The 18,177-nt window shown below is 60.7% G+C and carries 15 protein-coding genes; 7 read left to right on the top strand and 8 right to left on the bottom strand.

The window, feature by feature from the left end; all coding sequences use genetic code 11:
- Positions 1-28: 28 nt before the first annotated feature.
- Both xdhC and guaD read left to right on the top strand, forming a co-directional pair.
- Positions 29-871, top strand: a complete 843-nt coding sequence (gene xdhC, locus SNL23_RS00455) for a xanthine dehydrogenase accessory protein XdhC (protein ID WP_003219091.1) — start codon at positions 29-31, stop codon at positions 869-871.
- A gap of 7 nt (positions 872-878) precedes the next feature.
- Entirely contained in the window at positions 879-2,183 is a 1,305-nt protein-coding gene (guaD, locus tag SNL23_RS00460) for a guanine deaminase (RefSeq protein WP_318301302.1), read from the top strand.
- 174 nt (positions 2,184-2,357) lie between these two features.
- Here the strand turns inward: guaD and SNL23_RS00465 are convergent, their stop codons facing one another.
- On the bottom strand, positions 2,358-3,122 hold the full coding sequence (locus tag SNL23_RS00465) for a GntR family transcriptional regulator (RefSeq protein ID WP_017477154.1): 765 nt from the start codon (positions 3,120-3,122) through the stop codon (positions 2,358-2,360).
- Between the two features lie 331 nt (positions 3,123-3,453).
- On the opposite strand from SNL23_RS00465, the gene SNL23_RS00470 reads away from it, so the two are divergent.
- Entirely contained in the window at positions 3,454-4,644 is a 1,191-nt protein-coding gene (locus tag SNL23_RS00470; protein WP_318301303.1) for a benzoate/H(+) symporter BenE family transporter, read from the top strand.
- A gap of 54 nt (positions 4,645-4,698) precedes the next feature.
- On the opposite strand, the gene SNL23_RS00475 is transcribed toward SNL23_RS00470, so the two are convergent.
- The gene (locus SNL23_RS00475) at positions 4,699-5,043 is read right to left on the bottom strand and encodes a YggL family protein (RefSeq protein ID WP_003219101.1); all 345 of its coding nucleotides are present in this window, start codon (positions 5,041-5,043) and stop codon (positions 4,699-4,701) included.
- A 236-nt stretch (positions 5,044-5,279) separates the two neighbouring features.
- Here SNL23_RS00475 and dacB point away from each other — a divergent pair, with 236 nt between their 5' ends.
- A complete protein-coding gene (gene dacB / locus SNL23_RS00480) occupies positions 5,280-6,740 on the top strand; it encodes a D-alanyl-D-alanine carboxypeptidase/D-alanyl-D-alanine endopeptidase (RefSeq protein ID WP_076017188.1) in 1,461 nt (486 codons plus the stop codon).
- Between the two features lie 77 nt (positions 6,741-6,817).
- Here dacB and SNL23_RS00485 read toward each other — a convergent pair whose 3' ends face one another.
- Together SNL23_RS00485 and rlmKL are read right to left on the bottom strand one after the other, a co-directional pair.
- Positions 6,818-9,217 (bottom strand): sensor domain-containing diguanylate cyclase, encoded by a 2,400-nt coding sequence (locus SNL23_RS00485; RefSeq protein ID WP_318301304.1) that lies wholly within the window; start codon positions 9,215-9,217, stop codon positions 6,818-6,820.
- 140 nt (positions 9,218-9,357) lie between these two features.
- Entirely contained in the window at positions 9,358-11,622 is a 2,265-nt protein-coding gene (gene rlmKL / locus SNL23_RS00490) for a bifunctional 23S rRNA (guanine(2069)-N(7))-methyltransferase RlmK/23S rRNA (guanine(2445)-N(2))-methyltransferase RlmL (RefSeq protein ID WP_318301305.1), read from the bottom strand.
- A 531-nt stretch (positions 11,623-12,153) separates the two neighbouring features.
- Between rlmKL and rmf the strand changes: the two genes are divergently transcribed.
- On the top strand, positions 12,154-12,369 hold the full coding sequence (gene rmf, locus SNL23_RS00495; RefSeq protein ID WP_002553055.1) for a ribosome modulation factor: 216 nt from the start codon (positions 12,154-12,156) through the stop codon (positions 12,367-12,369).
- Positions 12,370-12,490: 121 nt separating this feature from the next.
- Here rmf and SNL23_RS00500 read toward each other — a convergent pair whose 3' ends face one another.
- The 4 genes from SNL23_RS00500 to sctC all read right to left on the bottom strand — a co-directional run bounded on the left by SNL23_RS00500 (position 12,491) and on the right by sctC (position 16,062).
- Positions 12,491-13,516 carry a quinone-dependent dihydroorotate dehydrogenase gene (locus SNL23_RS00500; RefSeq protein ID WP_076017185.1) on the bottom strand — a complete coding sequence of 342 codons (1,026 nt, stop codon included), beginning with the start codon at positions 13,514-13,516 and terminating at the stop codon, positions 12,491-12,493.
- Positions 13,517-13,602: 86 nt separating this feature from the next.
- A complete protein-coding gene (locus SNL23_RS00505; RefSeq protein WP_318301306.1) occupies positions 13,603-14,064 on the bottom strand; it encodes a transglycosylase SLT domain-containing protein in 462 nt (153 codons plus the stop codon).
- Positions 14,061-14,426: a winged helix-turn-helix domain-containing protein gene (locus tag SNL23_RS00510; protein WP_076017183.1), complete on the bottom strand. Its 366-nt coding sequence runs from the start codon at positions 14,424-14,426 to the stop codon at positions 14,061-14,063. The genes SNL23_RS00505 and SNL23_RS00510 overlap by 4 nt, the downstream gene beginning before the upstream one ends.
- Positions 14,427-14,598: 172 nt before the next feature.
- Complete coding sequence (gene sctC, locus SNL23_RS00515) at positions 14,599-16,062, bottom strand: type III secretion system outer membrane ring subunit SctC (RefSeq protein WP_167662652.1); 1,464 nt, start codon at positions 16,060-16,062, stop codon at positions 14,599-14,601.
- 237 nt (positions 16,063-16,299) lie between these two features.
- On the opposite strand from sctC, the gene SNL23_RS00520 reads away from it, so the two are divergent.
- Both SNL23_RS00520 and SNL23_RS00525 read left to right on the top strand, forming a co-directional pair.
- The gene (locus SNL23_RS00520; protein WP_318301307.1) at positions 16,300-17,499 is read left to right on the top strand and encodes a CmpA/NrtA family ABC transporter substrate-binding protein; all 1,200 of its coding nucleotides are present in this window, start codon (positions 16,300-16,302) and stop codon (positions 17,497-17,499) included.
- Between the two features lie 12 nt (positions 17,500-17,511).
- Positions 17,512-18,087, top strand: coding sequence for an ANTAR domain-containing response regulator (locus tag SNL23_RS00525; protein WP_076017180.1), 576 nt, complete (start codon positions 17,512-17,514; stop codon positions 18,085-18,087).
- Positions 18,088-18,177: the final 90 nt, after the last annotated feature.

The following is an 18,177-nucleotide window of genomic DNA, read 5'->3' on the forward strand; positions in this document are numbered from 1 at the left end:
AACTGACAACAGAGATGCTGAGGTAAACATGAACAACTGGATCAGCGCCCTCGCCGACCTGCAGAACCAGGGTGAACCCTGCGTGCTGGTGACCATCATCGAAGAGCTCGGCTCCACGCCGCGCAATGCCGGCTCGAAGATGGTCATCAGTGCCGCCCAGACGTTCGACACCATCGGTGGCGGGCACCTGGAATACAAGGCCATGCAGATCGCCCGGGACATGCTCGTGCGCGGCCAGCAGAACACGCACCTGGAGCGCTTCAGCCTCGGCGCCAGCCTGGGCCAGTGCTGCGGCGGCGTGACGGTATTGTTGTTTGAACCGATGGGCCAGGTGCAGGCGCAGATCGCAGTGTTCGGCGCCGGCCATGTGGGCCGCGCGCTGGTGCCGTTGCTGGCCAGCCTGCCGTGCCGGGTGCGCTGGATCGATTCCCGGGAACAGGAATTCCCGGAACACATCCCCCAAGGCGTGCGTAAAATCGTCAGCGAAGAGCCGGTGGATGAAATCGACCACTTGCCTGTGGGCAGTTACTGCATCGTCATGACCCACAATCACGCACTGGACCTGGAACTCACCGCCGCCCTGCTCAAGCGCAATGACTTCACCTACTTCGGCCTGATCGGTTCGAAGACCAAGCGCGTCAAGTTCGAACACCGCCTGCGGGATCGCGGTTTCGACACCGCGCAACTGCAACGCATGCATTGCCCGATGGGGCTGACTGAGGTCAAAGGCAAACTGCCTGTTGAAATCGCCATCTCCATCGCCGGCGAAATCATCGCCACCTATAACGCCAATTTCGGCCAGCACACTGCGAGCGCCGAACCCATTGCCAAACTGCTGCCGGTATCACGCCGCAGCCAAGCGACTAACTGAGACGACCATGCCTTTGACTCGCAAAGCCTACCGTGCCGCCATTTTGCACAGCATCGCCGACCCTGCCGAAGTAGGGATCGAAGCCTCCTACGAATATTTCGAAGACGGCCTGCTGGTGATCGACAACGGCCAGATCAGCGCCCTGGGCCACGCCAGCGAATTGCTCGCCAGCCTGCCCGCCGACATCGAAGTCACCCATTACCAAGACGCGCTGATCACCCCCGGTCTGATCGACACTCACATTCACCTGCCGCAAACCGGCATGGTCGGTGCCTATGGCGAGCAGTTGCTGGACTGGCTCAACACCTACACCTTCCCGTGTGAAAGCCAGTTCGCCGACAAGGCCCACGCTGAAGAAGTCGCGGACATTTTCATCAAGGAACTGCTGCGCAACGGCACCACCACCGCCCTGGTATTCGGCAGCGTGCACCCGCAGTCAGTGAACTCGTTTTTTGAAGCAGCCGAGAAGCTCGACCTGCGGATGATCGCCGGCAAGGTGATGATGGACCGCAACGCGCCGGACTATCTGACCGACACCGCCGAGTCCGGCTACCAGGAAAGCAAGGCGCTGATCGAGCGCTGGCACGGCAAGGGCCGTTTGCACTACGCGGTCACGCCACGTTTCGCACCGACCAGTACGCCTGAACAACTGACCCTCGCCGGGCAGCTGCTGGGGGAATACCCTGACCTGTACATGCAGACCCACATCAGTGAAAACCTGCAGGAAGTGGAGTGGGTGAAAGAACTGTTCCCGGAGCGCAAGGGCTACCTGGACGTGTACGACCATTACAAACTGCTGGGTGAACGCTCGGTGTTCGCCCACGGTGTGCACCTGTGCGACGACGAATGTGCGCGGTTGGCAGAAGCCGGGTCGGCAGTCGCATTCTGCCCGACATCGAACTTCTTCCTGGGCAGCGGGTTGTTCAACCTGCCAATGGCTGAGAAGCACAAGTTGAATGTGGGCCTGGGTACGGATGTCGGTGGCGGCACCAGCTTCTCGCTGCTGCAAACCTTGAACGAAGCGTACAAGGTGATGCAGTTGCAAGGCGCGCGCTTGAGTCCGTTCAAGTCACTGTACCTCGCGACCCTGGGCGGTGCGCGGGCATTGCGATTGGAAGACAAGATCGGCACATTGCAGCCGGGCACTGACGCGGACTTTTTGGTGCTGGATTACAACGCCACCCCGCTGCTCAGCTATCGCCTGAAGCAGGCCAATAACATTGCCGAGACGTTGTTTGTGTTGATGACGCTGGGGGATGACCGGGCGGTGTTGCAGACGTATGCGGCGGGGCAATTGGTGCACCAACGCTAAACGGTCCAGAAACAAAAATCCCCGGTTCATTGAACCGGGGATTTTTTTGCGCCCTTCTCTGTAGGAGCGAGCTTGCTCGCGAAGGTCGTTAACAATAACGCTGGCATCCTGGATGAACACGGCGCCTATGCGGTTTTCGCGAGCAAGCTCGCTCCTACAGTGGAGTCGATCACATCACAACTTTACGGACGAGCGCCCCGGCTTCTTGGTCTGCAACAAATGCGAGAACACCGCATGCAGGTCATCCGAAGCGCTCTCCTCATCGAGGTTGAGCTTGCTGTCGATGTGATCCATGTGATGCATCATCAGGTTCACCGCCAGACCCGCATCCCGCGCTTCGATCGCGTCGATCAACTGGGTGTGCTCATCGTAGGAACAGTGGGAGCGGTTGCCGCTTTCGTACTGGGCGATGATCAACGATGTCTGGGACACCAGGCTGCGCTGGAAGCTGATCAGCGGCGCATTCTTCGCCGCCTCAGCCAGTTTCAGGTGGAATTCGCCAGAAAGCCGGATGCCCGCACCGCGATCACCCCGGGAAAAGCTGTCGCGCTCGTCGTTGACCATCTGCCGCAGCTCGGCCAGTTGCTCGGCCGTGGCATGCTGTACCGCCAATTCAGTGATCGCTCGCTCCACCAGACGCCGGGCGAGGAACACCTGACGTGCTTCCTCGACACTCGGGCTGGCCACTACCGCGCCGCGATTGGGCCGCAGCAGTACCACGCCTTCATGGGCCAGGCGCGACAGTGCGCGGCGGATGATGGTGCGGCTGACGCCAAAGATTTCGCCCAGCGCTTCTTCACTCAATTTGGTACCGGGCGCCAGGCGTTGTTCGAGGATTGCCTCGAAGATATGCGCGTAGACGATATCGTCCTGGGTTCCACTGCGACCGGCCTTACCGGCTCGCGGTTGTTTCTTGAGGGGCTGCAACTGTTCGTTCATGGGCACTCGGGTCGGGAGAACGGCGGCGAATTGACGTTGACTGTAATACGGCACAGAGGGTCGCTGGCAAGTATCGCGTAAAATCAGCGCACATTGTACACAACCCACTGCGCCAACACACTGTACGGCTGTTTGCGGCGCCGGCTGTATTGCAATGAATCGTTACGTTTGAGTTTAGGCTTGATTCCACGCTTTCTCCTTTGTAGGAGCGAGCTTGCTCGCGAAAAACGTATAAGCACCGCATTCATTCAGGATGCCAGCGTCATCGTTAACGACCTTCGCGAGCAAGCTCGCTCCTACAAAAACAACCCGGTAAAAGGAACACCGCCCCATGTCCGACGTCCCCCAAGCGCGATTACGCCCACTGGCCGACACTTCGCCTTCGGCCATCGTCGCCGGTTTCATCGCCATGATGACCGGCTACACCAGCTCCCTGGTGCTGATGTTTCAAGCTGGCCAAGCCGCCGGCCTGACCACGGCGCAAATTTCCTCGTGGATCTGGGCGATTTCCATCGGCATGGCGGTGTGCAGCATTGGCCTGTCCCTGCGCTATCGCACGCCGATCACCATCGCCTGGTCCACCCCGGGCGCCGCGTTGTTGATCACCAGCCTGGGCGGTGTGAGTTACGGCGAAGCCATCGGCGCCTACATCACCTGTGCGGTGCTGGTGACGATCTGCGGGTTGACCGGCAGCTTCGAAAAACTCGTCAAGCGCATCCCGGCTTCCCTGGCGGCAGCCTTGCTGGCGGGAATTCTGTTCAAGATCGGCAGCGAGATTTTCATCGCCGCGCAGCACCGTACCGGTCTGGTACTGGGGATGTTCTTCACTTATCTGGTCATCAAGCGCCTGTCGCCGCGTTATGCCGTGCTCGCGGCATTGCTGATCGGCACGGCGCTGTCCGGGCTGATGGGGCTGCTGGATTTCAGCGGCTTTCACCTCGAAGTGGCGACGCCGGTGTGGACCACGCCGCACTTCTCCTTGGCCGCGACCATCAGCATCGGCATCCCGCTGTTCGTGGTGGCGATGACCTCGCAAAACATGCCCGGGGTAGCCGTGCTGCGGGCCGATGGCTATAACGTGCCGGCTTCACCCTTGATCACCACCACCGGCCTGGCCTCGCTGGTGCTGGCGCCGTTTGGCTCCCATGGCATCAACCTGGCGGCCATCAGCGCGGCGATCTGCACCGGGCCCCATGCCCACGAAGATCGTAACAAGCGCTATACCGCCGCAGTCTGGTGCGGGATTTTCTACGGGATTGCCGGGGTGTTTGGCGCGACATTGGCGGCGTTGTTCGCTGCGTTGCCCAAGGAGTTGGTGCTGTCGATTGCGGCACTGGCGTTGTTTGGCTCGATCATCAATGGCCTGAGTATCGCCATGAATGAGCCGAAGGAACGCGAAGCAGCGTTGATCACCTTTATGGTCACAGCGTCGGGGTTGACGTTGTTTTCCATCGGTTCGGCGTTCTGGGGGATTGTCGCGGGGGTGTTGACGCTGGTGATTCTGAAATGGCGCAAGGCCTGACTCTTTAGACCCAGTAACGAAAAAGCGACCCGGGCGGGTCGCTTTTTCATGACATCAGACTGCCGGGTTGATCGGCTTTTCTGGATGCCAAGCGTCCAACAGGGCGCTGACTTCAACGCGGGTCAGCTCTGGACGAGCCTTCAGCCACGCTTCAACAGCGGCACGCTGTTCTTCGTTGACCGAACCACGGGTGGCTTTGCAAACCAGACCGAAGTCATCACCGCCGACGTAGTCCAGGCCGTTGCCGTCCATTGCTTCAGTCAGGAATGCTTCGAGGAAAGCGTCAACCGCTTCATCGTCCAAACCTTCTTTGAAGTCCAGGTTCAGTTCGAAACCCAGCTCTTGAAATTCATCAACGCACAGTTTTTTGCGCAGACGCCGGGAACGGTTAGTCGCCATTGGAACAATCCTCTTAAGTAATAACGGGCGGCACTTTAGCAGTTTAAGCCGGCCTTTGCCCGCTTCTCTGGGACAGGCGGCAGAGTGCCAGTAAAAAAAACCGTGATTAGCAGCTATCGTTCAGGCACAAGTGCGACTGCCTTGGGGCATAATGCCGACACTTTCATGACCATTGAGGGATTTTTCGTACATACCCCTCACCTTTTTTACCCCTCAGCAGTAGGGTTTTAATTCTTATGATCAAATCTTTGCGTCCATTGTTACTCGCCGGTTTTCTTCTCCCCCTGGCCTTTTCCGTTACCGCTGCCCCGATCAACACTTCCTTGCCACCCAAGGTCCAGGAAGCCCTCCAGAAAGCCAAGCTGCAAAACAACGCCCTGTCTCTGGTGATGATTCCCCTCAATGGCCCGGGCACACCCACCGTGTTTAACGCCGACGTGTCGGTCAACCCGGCCTCGACCATGAAGCTGGTCACCACCTACGCGGCCCTGGAAATGCTCGGCCCCAACCATCAGTGGAAAACCGAGTTCTACACCGACGGTACCCTCAGCGGCGGCATTCTGAACGGTAACCTGTACCTCAAGGGCGGCGGCGACCCCAAGCTGAACATGGAAAAACTCTGGCTGCTGATGCGCGACCTGCGGGCCAACGGCGTGCAGCAAGTGACCGGCGACCTGGTACTGGACCGCGGCTTCTTCATCCCGCCGCAACTGCCGGAGTTCAACGACGACGGCAACGACGAGAACAAGCCGTTCCTGGTCAAGCCCGACGCCCTGATGGTCAACCTCAAGGCGCTGCGCTTCGTCACCCGCAATGATTCGGGCAAGGTGCTGGTATCGGTAGAGCCGCCGATTGCGAGCATTCGCATCGACAACCAGGTCAAGGTCTCCAACGCCAAGCAGTGCACCGGTGACGTGCGCTACAGCCCGATGACCGCCGCCGATGGCAGCGTCACCGTGACCGTCAGCGGCCAGTTGGCCGATGGCTGCAGCTCGCAGACTTATCTGTCATTGCTGGACCACGCCACCTACACCGCCGGCGCCGTTCGGGCGATCTGGAAGGAACTGGGCGGCAGCATCCAAGGCCGGGATATCCAGGCGCCGGTACCGAAGAACGCCAAGGTGCTGGCCCGGGCGTTCTCGCCGGACCTGGCGGAAATCATCCGCGACATCAACAAATACAGTAACAACACCATGGCTCAGCAGTTGTTCCTGAGCCTGGGCGCGCAGTTCCGCACCGATGCCGACGGCGACGACGCCAAGGCGGCCCAGCGCGTGGTGCGCCAGTGGTTGGCGAAAAAAGGCATCACCGCACCGCACCTTGTGATGGAAAACGGTTCCGGCTTGTCCCGTGCCGAACGGGTCAGCGCCCGCGAAATGGCGACCATGCTGCAAGCAGCGTGGCGAAGCCCGTACGCGGCGGAATTTATCAGCTCGCTGCCAATTGCCGGTACCGACGGCACCATGCGTAAACGCCTGAAGACCACGGCCATGCGCGGCGAAGCCCACGTCAAGACCGGCACCCTGAACACCGTGCGCGCAATCGCCGGGTTCAGCCGCGACAACAATGGCAATACCTGGGCGGTGGTTGCGATTCTCAACGATACAAAACCGTGGGGTGCGTCTTCGGTGCTGGACCAGGTGCTGCTGGACCTGTATCGCCAGCCGAAGCTCGCGGCGGCTGCGCCGGTGCTCTAACGGCAACAAAGATCAAATGTGGGAGCTGACTTGCCTGCTCCCACATTGATCTCTAATAGCTTGAATGGCCGTGCACTTCAGGCAAGCGCCCGCTCTGCCTCAACTCTGTCCCGGCCCGCCTGCTTCGCCGCATACACCCCCGAATCCGCTCGCAGCAACAAGCCGTCAACGCCCTCCTCGACCCGCCAACTGGCCACGCCGAAGCTCGCCGTCACAGTACCGACACCCTCCATCGGCGCACTGCGCAACGCCTGCCACAACTCCAGGGCAACACTGAACGCCTGGCTGCCGTCGGTATTGGGGCACAGCACCACGAACTCTTCGCCCCCCAGGCGGCAAAACACATCCGTACGCCGCAATCGTTGGCTGATGCGCCGGCACAATTCCTTGAGCACTTCATCGCCGACCGCATGGCCGTGCTGGTCGTTGATCCGCTTGAAGTGGTCGATGTCGAACATGATCACCGACAACGATCCAGAGGCGCGTTTGACTCGAATCATTTCAGCCTTCAAGCGGTCCTGAAAGTAGCGTCGGTTATGAATGCCCGTCAGCGAATCGGTAATCGACAGCGCGCGCAGCTCTTCCTCGACCCGCTTGAGATCGGAAATATCCGACACGTACCCATGCCATACCGTACCGCCGCCGGGCAGTTCTTCCGGCGTCGCTTCACCGCGAATCCAGCGCAGCCCACGCTGGGGCAATTGCACCCGGTACTCTTCACGCCAATGGCTCAGTTGCAGGGTGGACAGACGAATGGAATCCCGCACCCGCTCGACGTCCAGCGGATGAATGCGCTCGAAGACCTTTCGTGCATCCTGTTGCAGCACCCCCGGCTCGATCTCGTAGATATCGCGAATGCCGTCGCTGGCATAAATGAAACGCGAGTCGCCATTCGGTTCCAGGATGAACTGGAAAATACCGCCGGGCACATGGGCACTGAGTTTCTTCAGCAGGCGGTCCCGCGCGGCCAGTGCCTCATAGGCACGCTTTTGTTCGGTGACATCCAGGCAGATCGCCAAGTGCCCGACCCATAGGCCATGCTCATCCAGCAATACGGTGGCAAGCATGTTCACCGTCAGGTGGCTGCCGTCCTTACGCACCAGCGTCCATTCACGGGCTTGGTGCACCGCATCGGCGCCGTCCACCAGCATCGCCTGGCCAGGCGCAATGCGCTTGCCCAGCGCCGCACTCAACTGTGCGGCACGGGCTTCCAGCTCGGGCGCCAGGTGCAGGCTTTCGAGGGTCAGGTACCCGAGCACCTCATCCACCTCAAAACCCAGCATCTGCTCGGCGCCAGCGTTGAAAGTGGTGATCACACCACGCAGGTCAGTGGCAATGATCGCCACCTGGGTCGCCGCATTCAGCACGCTGCGCAGTTGGCCGTGGGTGCCCCGCAGCTCCTGTTCGCGCTGACGCAATTGGGCCGTGCGCTGCTCCACCAGTTTCAACGCGCGTTGGCGCTGGCTGACCAACACGTAGAGCAGCGCACTGAGCAGCAGGCTCAGCAGGCTGCCCATGACCAGGATAGTCACCTGCGAAGAATGATTGCCCTGCTGGAACACCAGGCTGGGGCGCAGGCTCAGGGCGTAGATGTGGTCGCCAAGGGTCAGCCGGCGTGCGGCCATCAGGTCGCTGTCTGCCACGGCATTGCCGGATTCGTACAGCACACGTTTTTCTGCGTCGGAAGTATCGATGATCTGCGTCACCAGATTGTCCCGCTCAGCCTTGGGCAAGCCATCGGCCACCAGCTGGCGCATGCTGATCACTGCCATTACGTAGCCGTAAGGTTCACTGATGGGCGCTTGTGGCGTCGGTGCCCGGCTGACCGGCGCCACCAGCAGCACGCCCATGGCATAGGCCGGCTCCACGCCGACCAGTTGCATGGGCTGGGACACCGCCATTTTCCCTGACTGTTGCGCACGCTCCACCGTCGAGTGCCGCAGTGGCTGGGCCAACAGGTCAAAACCCAGCGGCGAGCCGAGCAGGCTCTGGGTCTGGCTGTACAGCACCGGCACATACTCATCGTGCTGAGCGGCCGGGGCCAGTTCGCCCGCCGCGTTCAATTCGCGAATGGCAAAACTCGCGCCGCGCTCAGCCGTAATTTCTTGTTCAAACGCGCTGCGCTGGTCACGTAAAACCCGAGGAGCCCAGGCATAGGCACGGGTACGCAACAGCAAGGGCTGCGCAAAACCGTCGAACTCGTTGCGGGAGACCGAATTGGAATTGACGAAGAACCGCCGCAGACTGCCCAGGCGTTGTTCCTGGTCCTCGAAACGCTCCTGGAGGCGGCTGTAACGCTCATTGACCAGCAACTGGAAGCGTTGGCGCACTTGCTGCTGATAGAGATCGGAGGCGGCCCAGGCGACGATGCTCGTCAGCGCAATACCGGCCAGAAACACCACCACCGCGACTAGCCACGCCGATACCTGCTCACTGATAAAACCTAGGATTTTCGGGCGGACGGCATGCAGCGGCATAGACAAGACTCGGAACGCCAGCGTGCGGGTGCGTCACTTTGGCCAAGCCTTAAGTTATAGCCACAGGACCTGCGTTTGACCAGCGCAAAAAAAACCGCAAGGCCGGAATGATCCGGGCTTGCGGCTTCAGAACGCAGTGATCAGCGAGCGGTGATTTTCCACGCCCGATGGATCTTGGCGTTGCGCGCAAAATCCGGGTCGATGGTCTTGTCACTGATCTCCTCGACGGCATAACGCTCGACGAGGTTGTCTTCCAGCTGGAACTTGCGGAAGTTGTTCGAGAAGTACAACACGCCGCCCGGCGCCAGGCGCGCCATGGCCAGGTCGAGCAACTGCACGTGGTCACGTTGTACGTCGAAGATGCCTTCCATGCGCTTGGAGTTGGAGAAGGTCGGCGGGTCGATGAAGATCATGTCGAACTCATCGCGGCTGGCTTCCAGCCAGGCCATCACGTCGCCCTGCTCCAGACGGTTCTTGTCGGAGAATCCGTTGAGGGAGAAGTTGCGGCGCGCCCAGTCCAGGTAGGTTTTCGACAGGTCGACGCTGGTGGTGCTGCGCGCGCCACCCTTGGCGGCGTGCACACTGGCGGTGGCGGTGTAGCAATACAGGTTGAGGAAGCGTTTGCCGGCCGCTTCTTTCTGGATGCGCATGCGCATTGGGCGATGATCGAGGAACAGGCCGGTGTCCAGGTAATCGGTCAGGTTGACCAGCAACTTGACGCCGCCTTCGCTGACTTCGGTGAACTTGCCCTGGGCACTCTGGCGCTCGTACTGCTTGGTGCCGCTCTGGCGTTCGCGACGCTTGACCACCACGCGGTTCTTGTCGATGCCCAGCGCCTGAGGAATGGCCGCCAGGGCATCGAACATGCGTGCCGAGGCTTTTTCCGGGTCAATCGACTTCGGCGCCACGTATTCCTGGACGTGAACCCAGTCGTGGTACAGGTCGATGGCCATGGAGTATTCCGGCATGTCGGCATCGTAAACACGGTAGCAATCGACGCCTTCGCGCTTGGCCCATTTGCCCAGCAGCTTCAGGTTCTTTTGCAGGCGGTTGGCAAACATCTGCCCGCCTTCGCTCAAACGCGCCTGCTCGACCACCGGGGCCGGGGCAGGTTTGATCGGGTTACCGTTCTTGTTGTACTGGCGCTCTTGCGGCTCGGTCGGCGCCTGGTCGTAGGCCGCTTGCTCACGCTCGGCCTGGCGTTGTTCCGGGGTGCGACGCTCGCCGGTGACGAACTGGTCCGGGGTGACCTTGATCAGCAGCAATTTGCACGGCAAGGCGCCGTTCCAGAACGAGTACTGTTTATGGCTGCGGATACCCATGCGCTTGCCCAGGTCCGGGGCACCGGTGAACACCGCCGCTTCCCAGCCCAGGCACGCCTGGCGCAGACGCTCGCCGAGGTTCTGGTAGAGGTACAACAGGCTGGCTTCATCACCCAGGCGCTCGCCGTAAGGCGGGTTGCAGATCACCAGGCCCTTTTGGTTCTGGTCCGGACGCGGCTCGAAGGTGCCGACTTCGCCCTGGTAGATCTTGATCCAGTGGCTCAGGCCGGCGCGTTCGATGTTATTACGCGCTGGCTGGATCAGGCGTGGGTCAGCTTCGTAACCACGAACCCACAGCGGTGGCTTGGCCATGCCGATGGCGGCACGTTCGCTGGCCTCTGTATGAAGTTTCTTCCACAGCGTCGGAACGTGGCCGAGCCAGGCGGTGAAACCCCACAGCTCACGGTTTAGGTTGGGGGCCATGTCGGCGGCAATCATCGCGCCTTCCACCAGGAAGGTACCGACGCCGCACATCGGGTCCGTCAGCGCGCCGCCTTCGGCAGCAATACGCGGCCAGCCGGAGCGAATCAGGATCGCTGCCGCCAGGTTCTCTTTCAACGGTGCGGCACCCTGCTGCAGGCGGTAGCCGCGCTGGTGCAGGCTGTGGCCGGACAGGTCGAGGGAGAGGATCGCTTCGCCACGGTCCAGGCGCAGGTGAATGCGCAGGTCCGGGTTGATCTTGTCGATGGACGGACGTTCGCCGGTCGGGGTGCGCAGCTTGTCGACAATCGCATCCTTGACCTTCAGCGCGCCGAAGTGGGTGTTGTCGATGCCCGAGCCATGGCCGCTGAATTCAACGGCCAGGGTGCCGTCGGCGAGCATGTGGTCTTCCCACTCGATGTCCAGCACGCCGTGGTACAGGTCTTCGGCGTCCTTCATCGGGAAGCGCTTGAGCACCAGCAATACGCGGTTGGCCAAGCGCGACCAGAGGCACAGGCGGTAAGCAGTCTCCATGTCGGCCATGCCGCGCACGGCCGAGGTGTGCTCGCGTGCTTCCTCAAGGCCAAGCCCGACGGCTTCCTCGATCAGCAGGCCTTCGAGGCCCTTGGGGCAAGTGAGGAAGAGTTCAAAACGGTCCGACATGGGGCATTCCAGGCTTTTCAGCAATAAGTGAACGGGCGACGCATCGCGCGTTCGGTTTTCAATCAAGCGCTTTTCTTGAAGAGCGCTCGTGTGGCACGAATGTGCCGTTCCACCCCGGCTACACGCCTTTTGGGCCTTTATCGACGGGGCAGTTCAAGTATTTGAAGCAACAAAAAGAAATATTCTGACCCTTCGTCGAATAATAACCGACTGCAACGGGTGGGCATTCTCACTAAAGGATTAAACCCATCCTCTTTGAAGGGCACATCATAGCTGGGTTTGCCCAAGAAAAGGGGCGAAAAGCCATGCCAGCTTATGGCTATAGCATCATTATCGTTACGTGCTTATGACAAAACGATCATTGAATCCATGTGACCTATTGGTTAGAACTCAACACAGGTTGGCGCCGTAACGACGCCGACACAGTGCTCGCCACGCCGGCAGCGAGCGCACCAACGGCAGAAAAACTCTGCCCGGCCTCGGACGGGGCCGAAGGATATCAAGACAGTCAACAAGTGAGGGAAACACCCTATGAGAAGACTTAAGCGTGATCCGTTGGAAAGAGCATTTTTACGCGGATATCAATATGGCGTTCATGGCAAATCCCGTGAGCTTTGCCCATTTACTCTACCGTCGGTACGCCAAGCCTGGATCAACGGCTGGCGAGAAGGACGCGGCGACAACTGGGACGGTATGACTGGCACTGCGGGAATCCACAGACTCAACGAACTTCACGCCGTCGGCTAATCAAGGGCATTTAATTCCGACACCAGCACGAATACGCAACCACTTAACCACGCACGCCCCATCCGGGCGGCGGGCTTCGGCCCAGGGGCTCCTTCGAGGAGCCCTTTTTAATGGGCCTCTTTTAACCTTTCGGCAACGCCGCGATCGCATCCACCGACTGGCGAATCAACGCCGGGCCCTTGTAGATAAAGCCGGAATACAACTGCACCAGGCTGGCGCCGGCGGCGATCTTCTCGGCCGCGTGCTTGCCCTCGGTGATGCCGCCCACCGCAATGATCGGCAAACGCCCTGCCAACTCTGCCGCCAGCACCTTGACGATGTGAGTGCTCTGGTCGCGTACCGGCGCACCGGACAGGCCGCCCGCCTCATCACCAAAAGCCAGGCCTTCGACACCGACGCGGCTCAGGGTGGTGTTGGTAGCAATCACCGCATCCATTCCCGAGTCCACCAGGGCCTGGGCCACCAGTACGGTCTCTTCATCGCTCATGTCCGGGGCAATCTTGATCGCCAACGGCACACGCCTGCCGTGACGCACAGCCAGATCTTCCTGACGCTGGCGCAAGGCTTCGAGCAATTGCTTGAGGGAGTCGCCAAATTGCAGGCTGCGCAGGCCCGGGGTGTTCGGCGAGCTGACGTTGACTGTGACGTAGCTGGCGTGGGCGTAGACCTTGTCCAGGCAAATCAGGTAGTCATCCACCGCACGCTCCACCGGCGTGTCGAAGTTCTTGCCGATATTGATCCCCAGGATGCCCTTGTACTTCGACGCCTGAACCCGTGACAGCAAGTTATCCACACCCAGGTTGTTGAAGCCCATGCGATTGATGATCGCCTCGGCTTCCGGCAGGCGGAAGATCCGCGGCTTCGGGTTGCCCGGCTGCGGTCGTGGGGTCACGGTGCCGATTTCGACAAAGCCAAAACCCAACTGCGCAAAACCGTCGATGGCAGCGCCGTTCTTGTCCAGGCCGGCAGCCAGGCCCACCGGGTTGGGGAAATCGAGCCCCATCACCGACACCGGCATTTTCGCCGGGGCCTTGCACACCAGACCATTGAGCCCCAGGCGGCCACCGGCACCGATCAAATCCAGGGACAGATCGTGGGAGGTTTCCGGAGAGAGTTTGAACAACAGCTGGCGGGCCAGGGTATACATGGGCGGGATTGACTCGGATGGCGGCGAAAGGTGGCGGCGATTATAGCCGGGGTGAAGGGCTGCATGCGAGGCGTGCCGTCCAAACGTCAGTTGCGGTACGCCATCAGTTCCTCGTAGCGAACCCAGATTTTTTGCGCATAGCGAAGACGCAGAGCCTCGCGCTGAGGCCCGGGGCCTCCGCCCACATTGTAGGAACCGATGGCCGTCCAGTTGTAGCCGAACTGTTTGATAAAGTCGGCAAGGATCGACGCGCCGACTTCCACCGACAGACAAGGCTCATCCAGCAGGCGTTGTTCGGTAATGCCCAACTTGAGCAGGCGTGGCAGGTGAATGCTGTTGATCTGCATCAGCCCGATATCACGGGTGCCGTTGTTGTTGGCGTAATTCATGGCCTCGGCGCGATAGCCCGATTCCACCGCAGCGATGGCCTGCAACAACTCCGGTTCGATGCCGTGCACGCTGGCGGCCTCTGCCCAGCAATAGGCCCTGGCTTCATTGCTCAAGCAGAGCGCGAGCAGCAGCGCGCTATTGCGCCGGGCGCTTCTCATGCCTGACCTCGACCGCAGGTGGAACAGACATGGCTCGTCACCGTGACCGCACAGGTCACTCGGTACCCTTTGCCGTACACTGTCTTGATCAGGCCCCTGCCGTCCTTCAAAATTTTACGCAGCGAACAGATGCAACGGGTCAGAGACTCTTCGGTGGCCTCGTTATGAGGCCATGCCTGTTCCAGCAAGTGATCCTTGGTCACCAACACACCGGCCGACGCCAGCAGCACGCGCAGCACCTGCCCTTCCTTGGGCGGTAGTTGAATATCCGAGTCTTCATCGGTCAGCCTGCCGTCGCCATGCAATGTCCAGCGATCAAAGACCATCGGGGCAGCCAGCACCCCATCATTCAACACGGCCATTCAGTCCTCTGCACCCAACTCACCCTTATTTCCAACAATGGTTTTCCCGGAAAGTCGCGACTATAAAAAGCTCACCGGCGATATAGGAGAGGACAAAGCCCGCAGGCACTGTTTTTTTCCAGACAGGCTGCGTAGGATTTTTCGACACCACCCCGCACAGGACAACGACGGTTTATCCCTCAATCACGCGGGTAAATGCACGTTTCACCCGCTCGTGCTGGGAGGGTGTCAGCGGCGGCGCCTGCCCAGGCTCCGCCCGGGCATGCACGGCGTCCCTGACCGATGTCGCCTGAATGACAAACAGACGCACACTGTTGGCCATAGGCCCGTAATAACGTCCGGACAAGGCCGCTCCGGTATCGCGCTGAAAATCCCCCACCAGCAGCCGTCTGCCCGGTGCCACACGCACGACGCTGCTGATCCCCACACGCTCCACCGCCGCCGAGCGCTTGTCGCGACTGCCAGCCTTGCCCATCTGGCGGCCATCCTCAACGGTGAGCAGCATCTCGATTTCACCCGCCTCGGCGAAGCGCGGCAACACACTCAACTGTGTGCCATAGACCACCGGTTGCCACTCATCGCTGTCCTCACCTGGCCGGGGCAGATAGAACGTCTGGTTATCGTTGAACACCGCCGGCACATTCTCCTGGGTAAGAATCACCGGCAGCGCCGTGACCTTTGCGCGCCGACGCGGCTCCAGTGCCGAGATCCGCTTCATGAAGGTGTCGTCATCGACGGGCGCCATGACCCGGGTTGCGGAAGGCTCGCCGGCCCCCTCGTGCATGGCCGCACCCAGCTTCTTGAGCTCATCACGATCCACATCCACCAGCCACAACGAGACCTCCACCGCACGTTTCGGCACATCCAGTTCCGCCACCAGGCTTTCGATAAAGCTCACCTGCTCAGGCTTGCCCTTGATCAACAAGCTGTTGGTGTCCGGGTACGCCAGCACCGAAATATCCCTGTCGTCCAGTAGTCCGGGTTGCCCCGGGGAGTCAGGCTTCTGCCCGACGGCCAGCAGTTTTTCGATCATCGAGGCCATGCCCGGTACCGTGACGGTTTTGTCGCCCATGTCGTACTCACGGTCTGCAACGTGGGTGTTGAGTACCTGCACCACCCCGATCCGCTGCGACCCCATGCGCAACTCCGCACGCTGGCGGTCCATCAGTTGCGCCAGGCGCAACACATGGTCGACATAGTTCGGCGGCCCGGACACATAGAACATCCGCGCCCCACTCGCCCGCAGCGGATAACGCACCTCGTCGAGCCCTGAGCGGCGCATGAACCCGCGCAGGATATCGACCGAAATGTGCCGCAAGGTCACCACTGAGCTTTTCGCCTCGTCGGCGTCATAGAGGTAAAGCACCTGGCCGTCGCTGTACCAGATCAGGCCTTGCTGCCGGGCGACCGACTCCAGCAGCGGTTGCGCCGAATCAAAATCGAACGCTCCGCTGATACGCTTGCGCGCCGCCGCCTGACTGACAACGATCGGCTGCCCCAGTGGCAACGACAGCGCGGTAAAAAAGGTGTGCAGGCTTTCATCGCGGGCCTGATAGGACTGCGCGAGCACGCAGGAACTGCCCAGCATCAACAGCCAGAAAAGCAGCGTCGAAAAACGGTGAGGGTTGATGAACATGCCTGCATGGCCCGGGCTGAAAGAGCGGCCATACTGCGAGGCACGTCAATTTCAATCCTGATGGAAAGCTGACGCCCCGCCCATCCTGCGCACGTCGTGGCATGTGCCTTGCTTTGCCTTGTCTATCGCAGCCCGCGCCAACGGCGGAACGGGCTCAAGGACACAGACGTCGTTACCCCGGGCTTCTCCTGTGAGTGGCCCGACGGAACGGCGTTTTTTTATGAAAGGTACGTATTGATGAGTGATCCCCTGGCTTGGGTCAACGGCAGCGATGCCCCGGAAAAGAGCAGTCTCAACCTGGGATTCATGGCCCTGAGCGATTGCGCCTCGGTGGTGGTCGCCGCCACCCAGGGCTTCGCGCAGCCCTATGGCCTGACGTTGAATCTCAAGCGTCAGTCGTCATGGGCCAGCCTGCGGGACAACCTGGTCAGCGGCGAACTGGACGCCGCCCACAGCCTGTACGGCCTGATCTACGCCGTGCACCTGGGCATCGGCGGCGTGGCGCCCACCGACATGGCCGTGCTGATGGGCCTGAACCAGAACGGCCAGAGCATCAACCTGTCCCGTGGCCTGCAGCAGCAGGGGGTGACCAGTCCTGAGGCACTGGATCGTCGCGTGCACCAAAGCCGAACAAAACTCACCTTCGCCCAGACCTTTCCCACAGGCACTCACGCCATGTGGCTGTATTACTGGCTGGCGAGCCAGGGCATCCATCCGTTGCAGGATGTGGACAGTGTGGTGGTGCCACCGCCACAAATGGTTGCGCACCTGCAAGCCGGGCGCATCGATGGTTTTTGCGTTGGCGAACCCTGGTGCGCCAGTGCGGTGAAGCAAAATCAAGGCTTCACCCTGGCGACTACCCAGGCGATCTGGCCGGATCATCCGGAAAAAGTCCTCGGCTGCACCCAGGCGTTTGTCGAGCAATACCCCAACACCGCCCGGGTACTGGTGATGGCGATTCTGCAAGCCAGCCGTTTTATCGAGGAAAGTATTGAGAACCGGCGCTCTACCGCGCAACTGCTGAGCGCCCCGCAATACCTCGACGCGCCGCTGGACTGCATCGAACCGCGGCTGCTGGGCAACTATGACGACGGCCTCGGCAACCACTGGCAGGATCTCCATGCGCTGCGCTTTTTTGGCCATGGCGAAGTCAACTTGCCGTACCTGTCCGATGGCATGTGGTTCATGACCCAGTTCCGCCGCTGGGGCCTGCTGCGGGAAGACCCGGACTACCTCGGCGCTGCCCGCCGCGTGCAGCAACTGGATATCTATCGCCAGGCGGCCAGCGCCGTGGGTGTGCCCGCCGGAGGCGAGGCCATGCGCAGCAGCCAGTTGATCGACGGCAAGGTCTGGGACGGTTCGGACCCGGCCGGGTATGCCCGCAGCTTTCGCCTGCACGCCATGGCCGACGTTTCCAGTCGCCAGGCCTTGCGCTGACAGGAGGATCTTATGTTGCGAATCCTGTTGATCAACGACACGCCGCGCAAGGTTGGGCGGCTCAAGGCCGCGTTGACCGAGGCCGGGTTTGAAGTGATCGATGAGTCGGGGTTGACGATTGACCTGCCGGCGCGGGTTGAGGCGGTGCGCCCGGATGTGATTTTGATCGATACCGAGTCGCCGGGGCGGGATGTGATGGAGCAGGTGGTGCTGGTCAGTCGCGACCAGCCGCGGCCGATTGTGATGTTTACCGATGAGCATGATCCGGGGGTGATGCGTCAGGCGATCAAGTCCGGGGTCAGTGCCTACATTGTCGAGGGGATTCAGGCGCAGCGGTTGCAGCCGATTCTGGATGTGGCGATGGCGCGGTTCGAGAGTGACCAGTCGCTGCGCGCGCAGTTGCAGGCGCGGGATCAGCAGTTGGCCGAACGCAAGCGGATCGAAACGGCCAAGGGGCTGTTGATGAAAATGAAGGGGTGTAATGAGGACGAGGCCTACACGCTGATGCGGCGTCAGGCGATGAGTCGGCAGCAGAAGCTGATTCAGGTGGCGGAGCAGATTATTGCGATGAGTGAGTTGTTGGGGTGAGGGCTTCTTGTTGTGTGTATATCCGTTTTTTGGGTGATGGCTGGTATTGGTTCCGCTCTTACAGCGGCTCACTTTTGAAGAGCGCAAAAG

The organism is Pseudomonas sp. SED1, from assembly GCF_034044025.1.
GTDB lineage: Bacteria > Pseudomonadota > Gammaproteobacteria > Pseudomonadales > Pseudomonadaceae > Aquipseudomonas.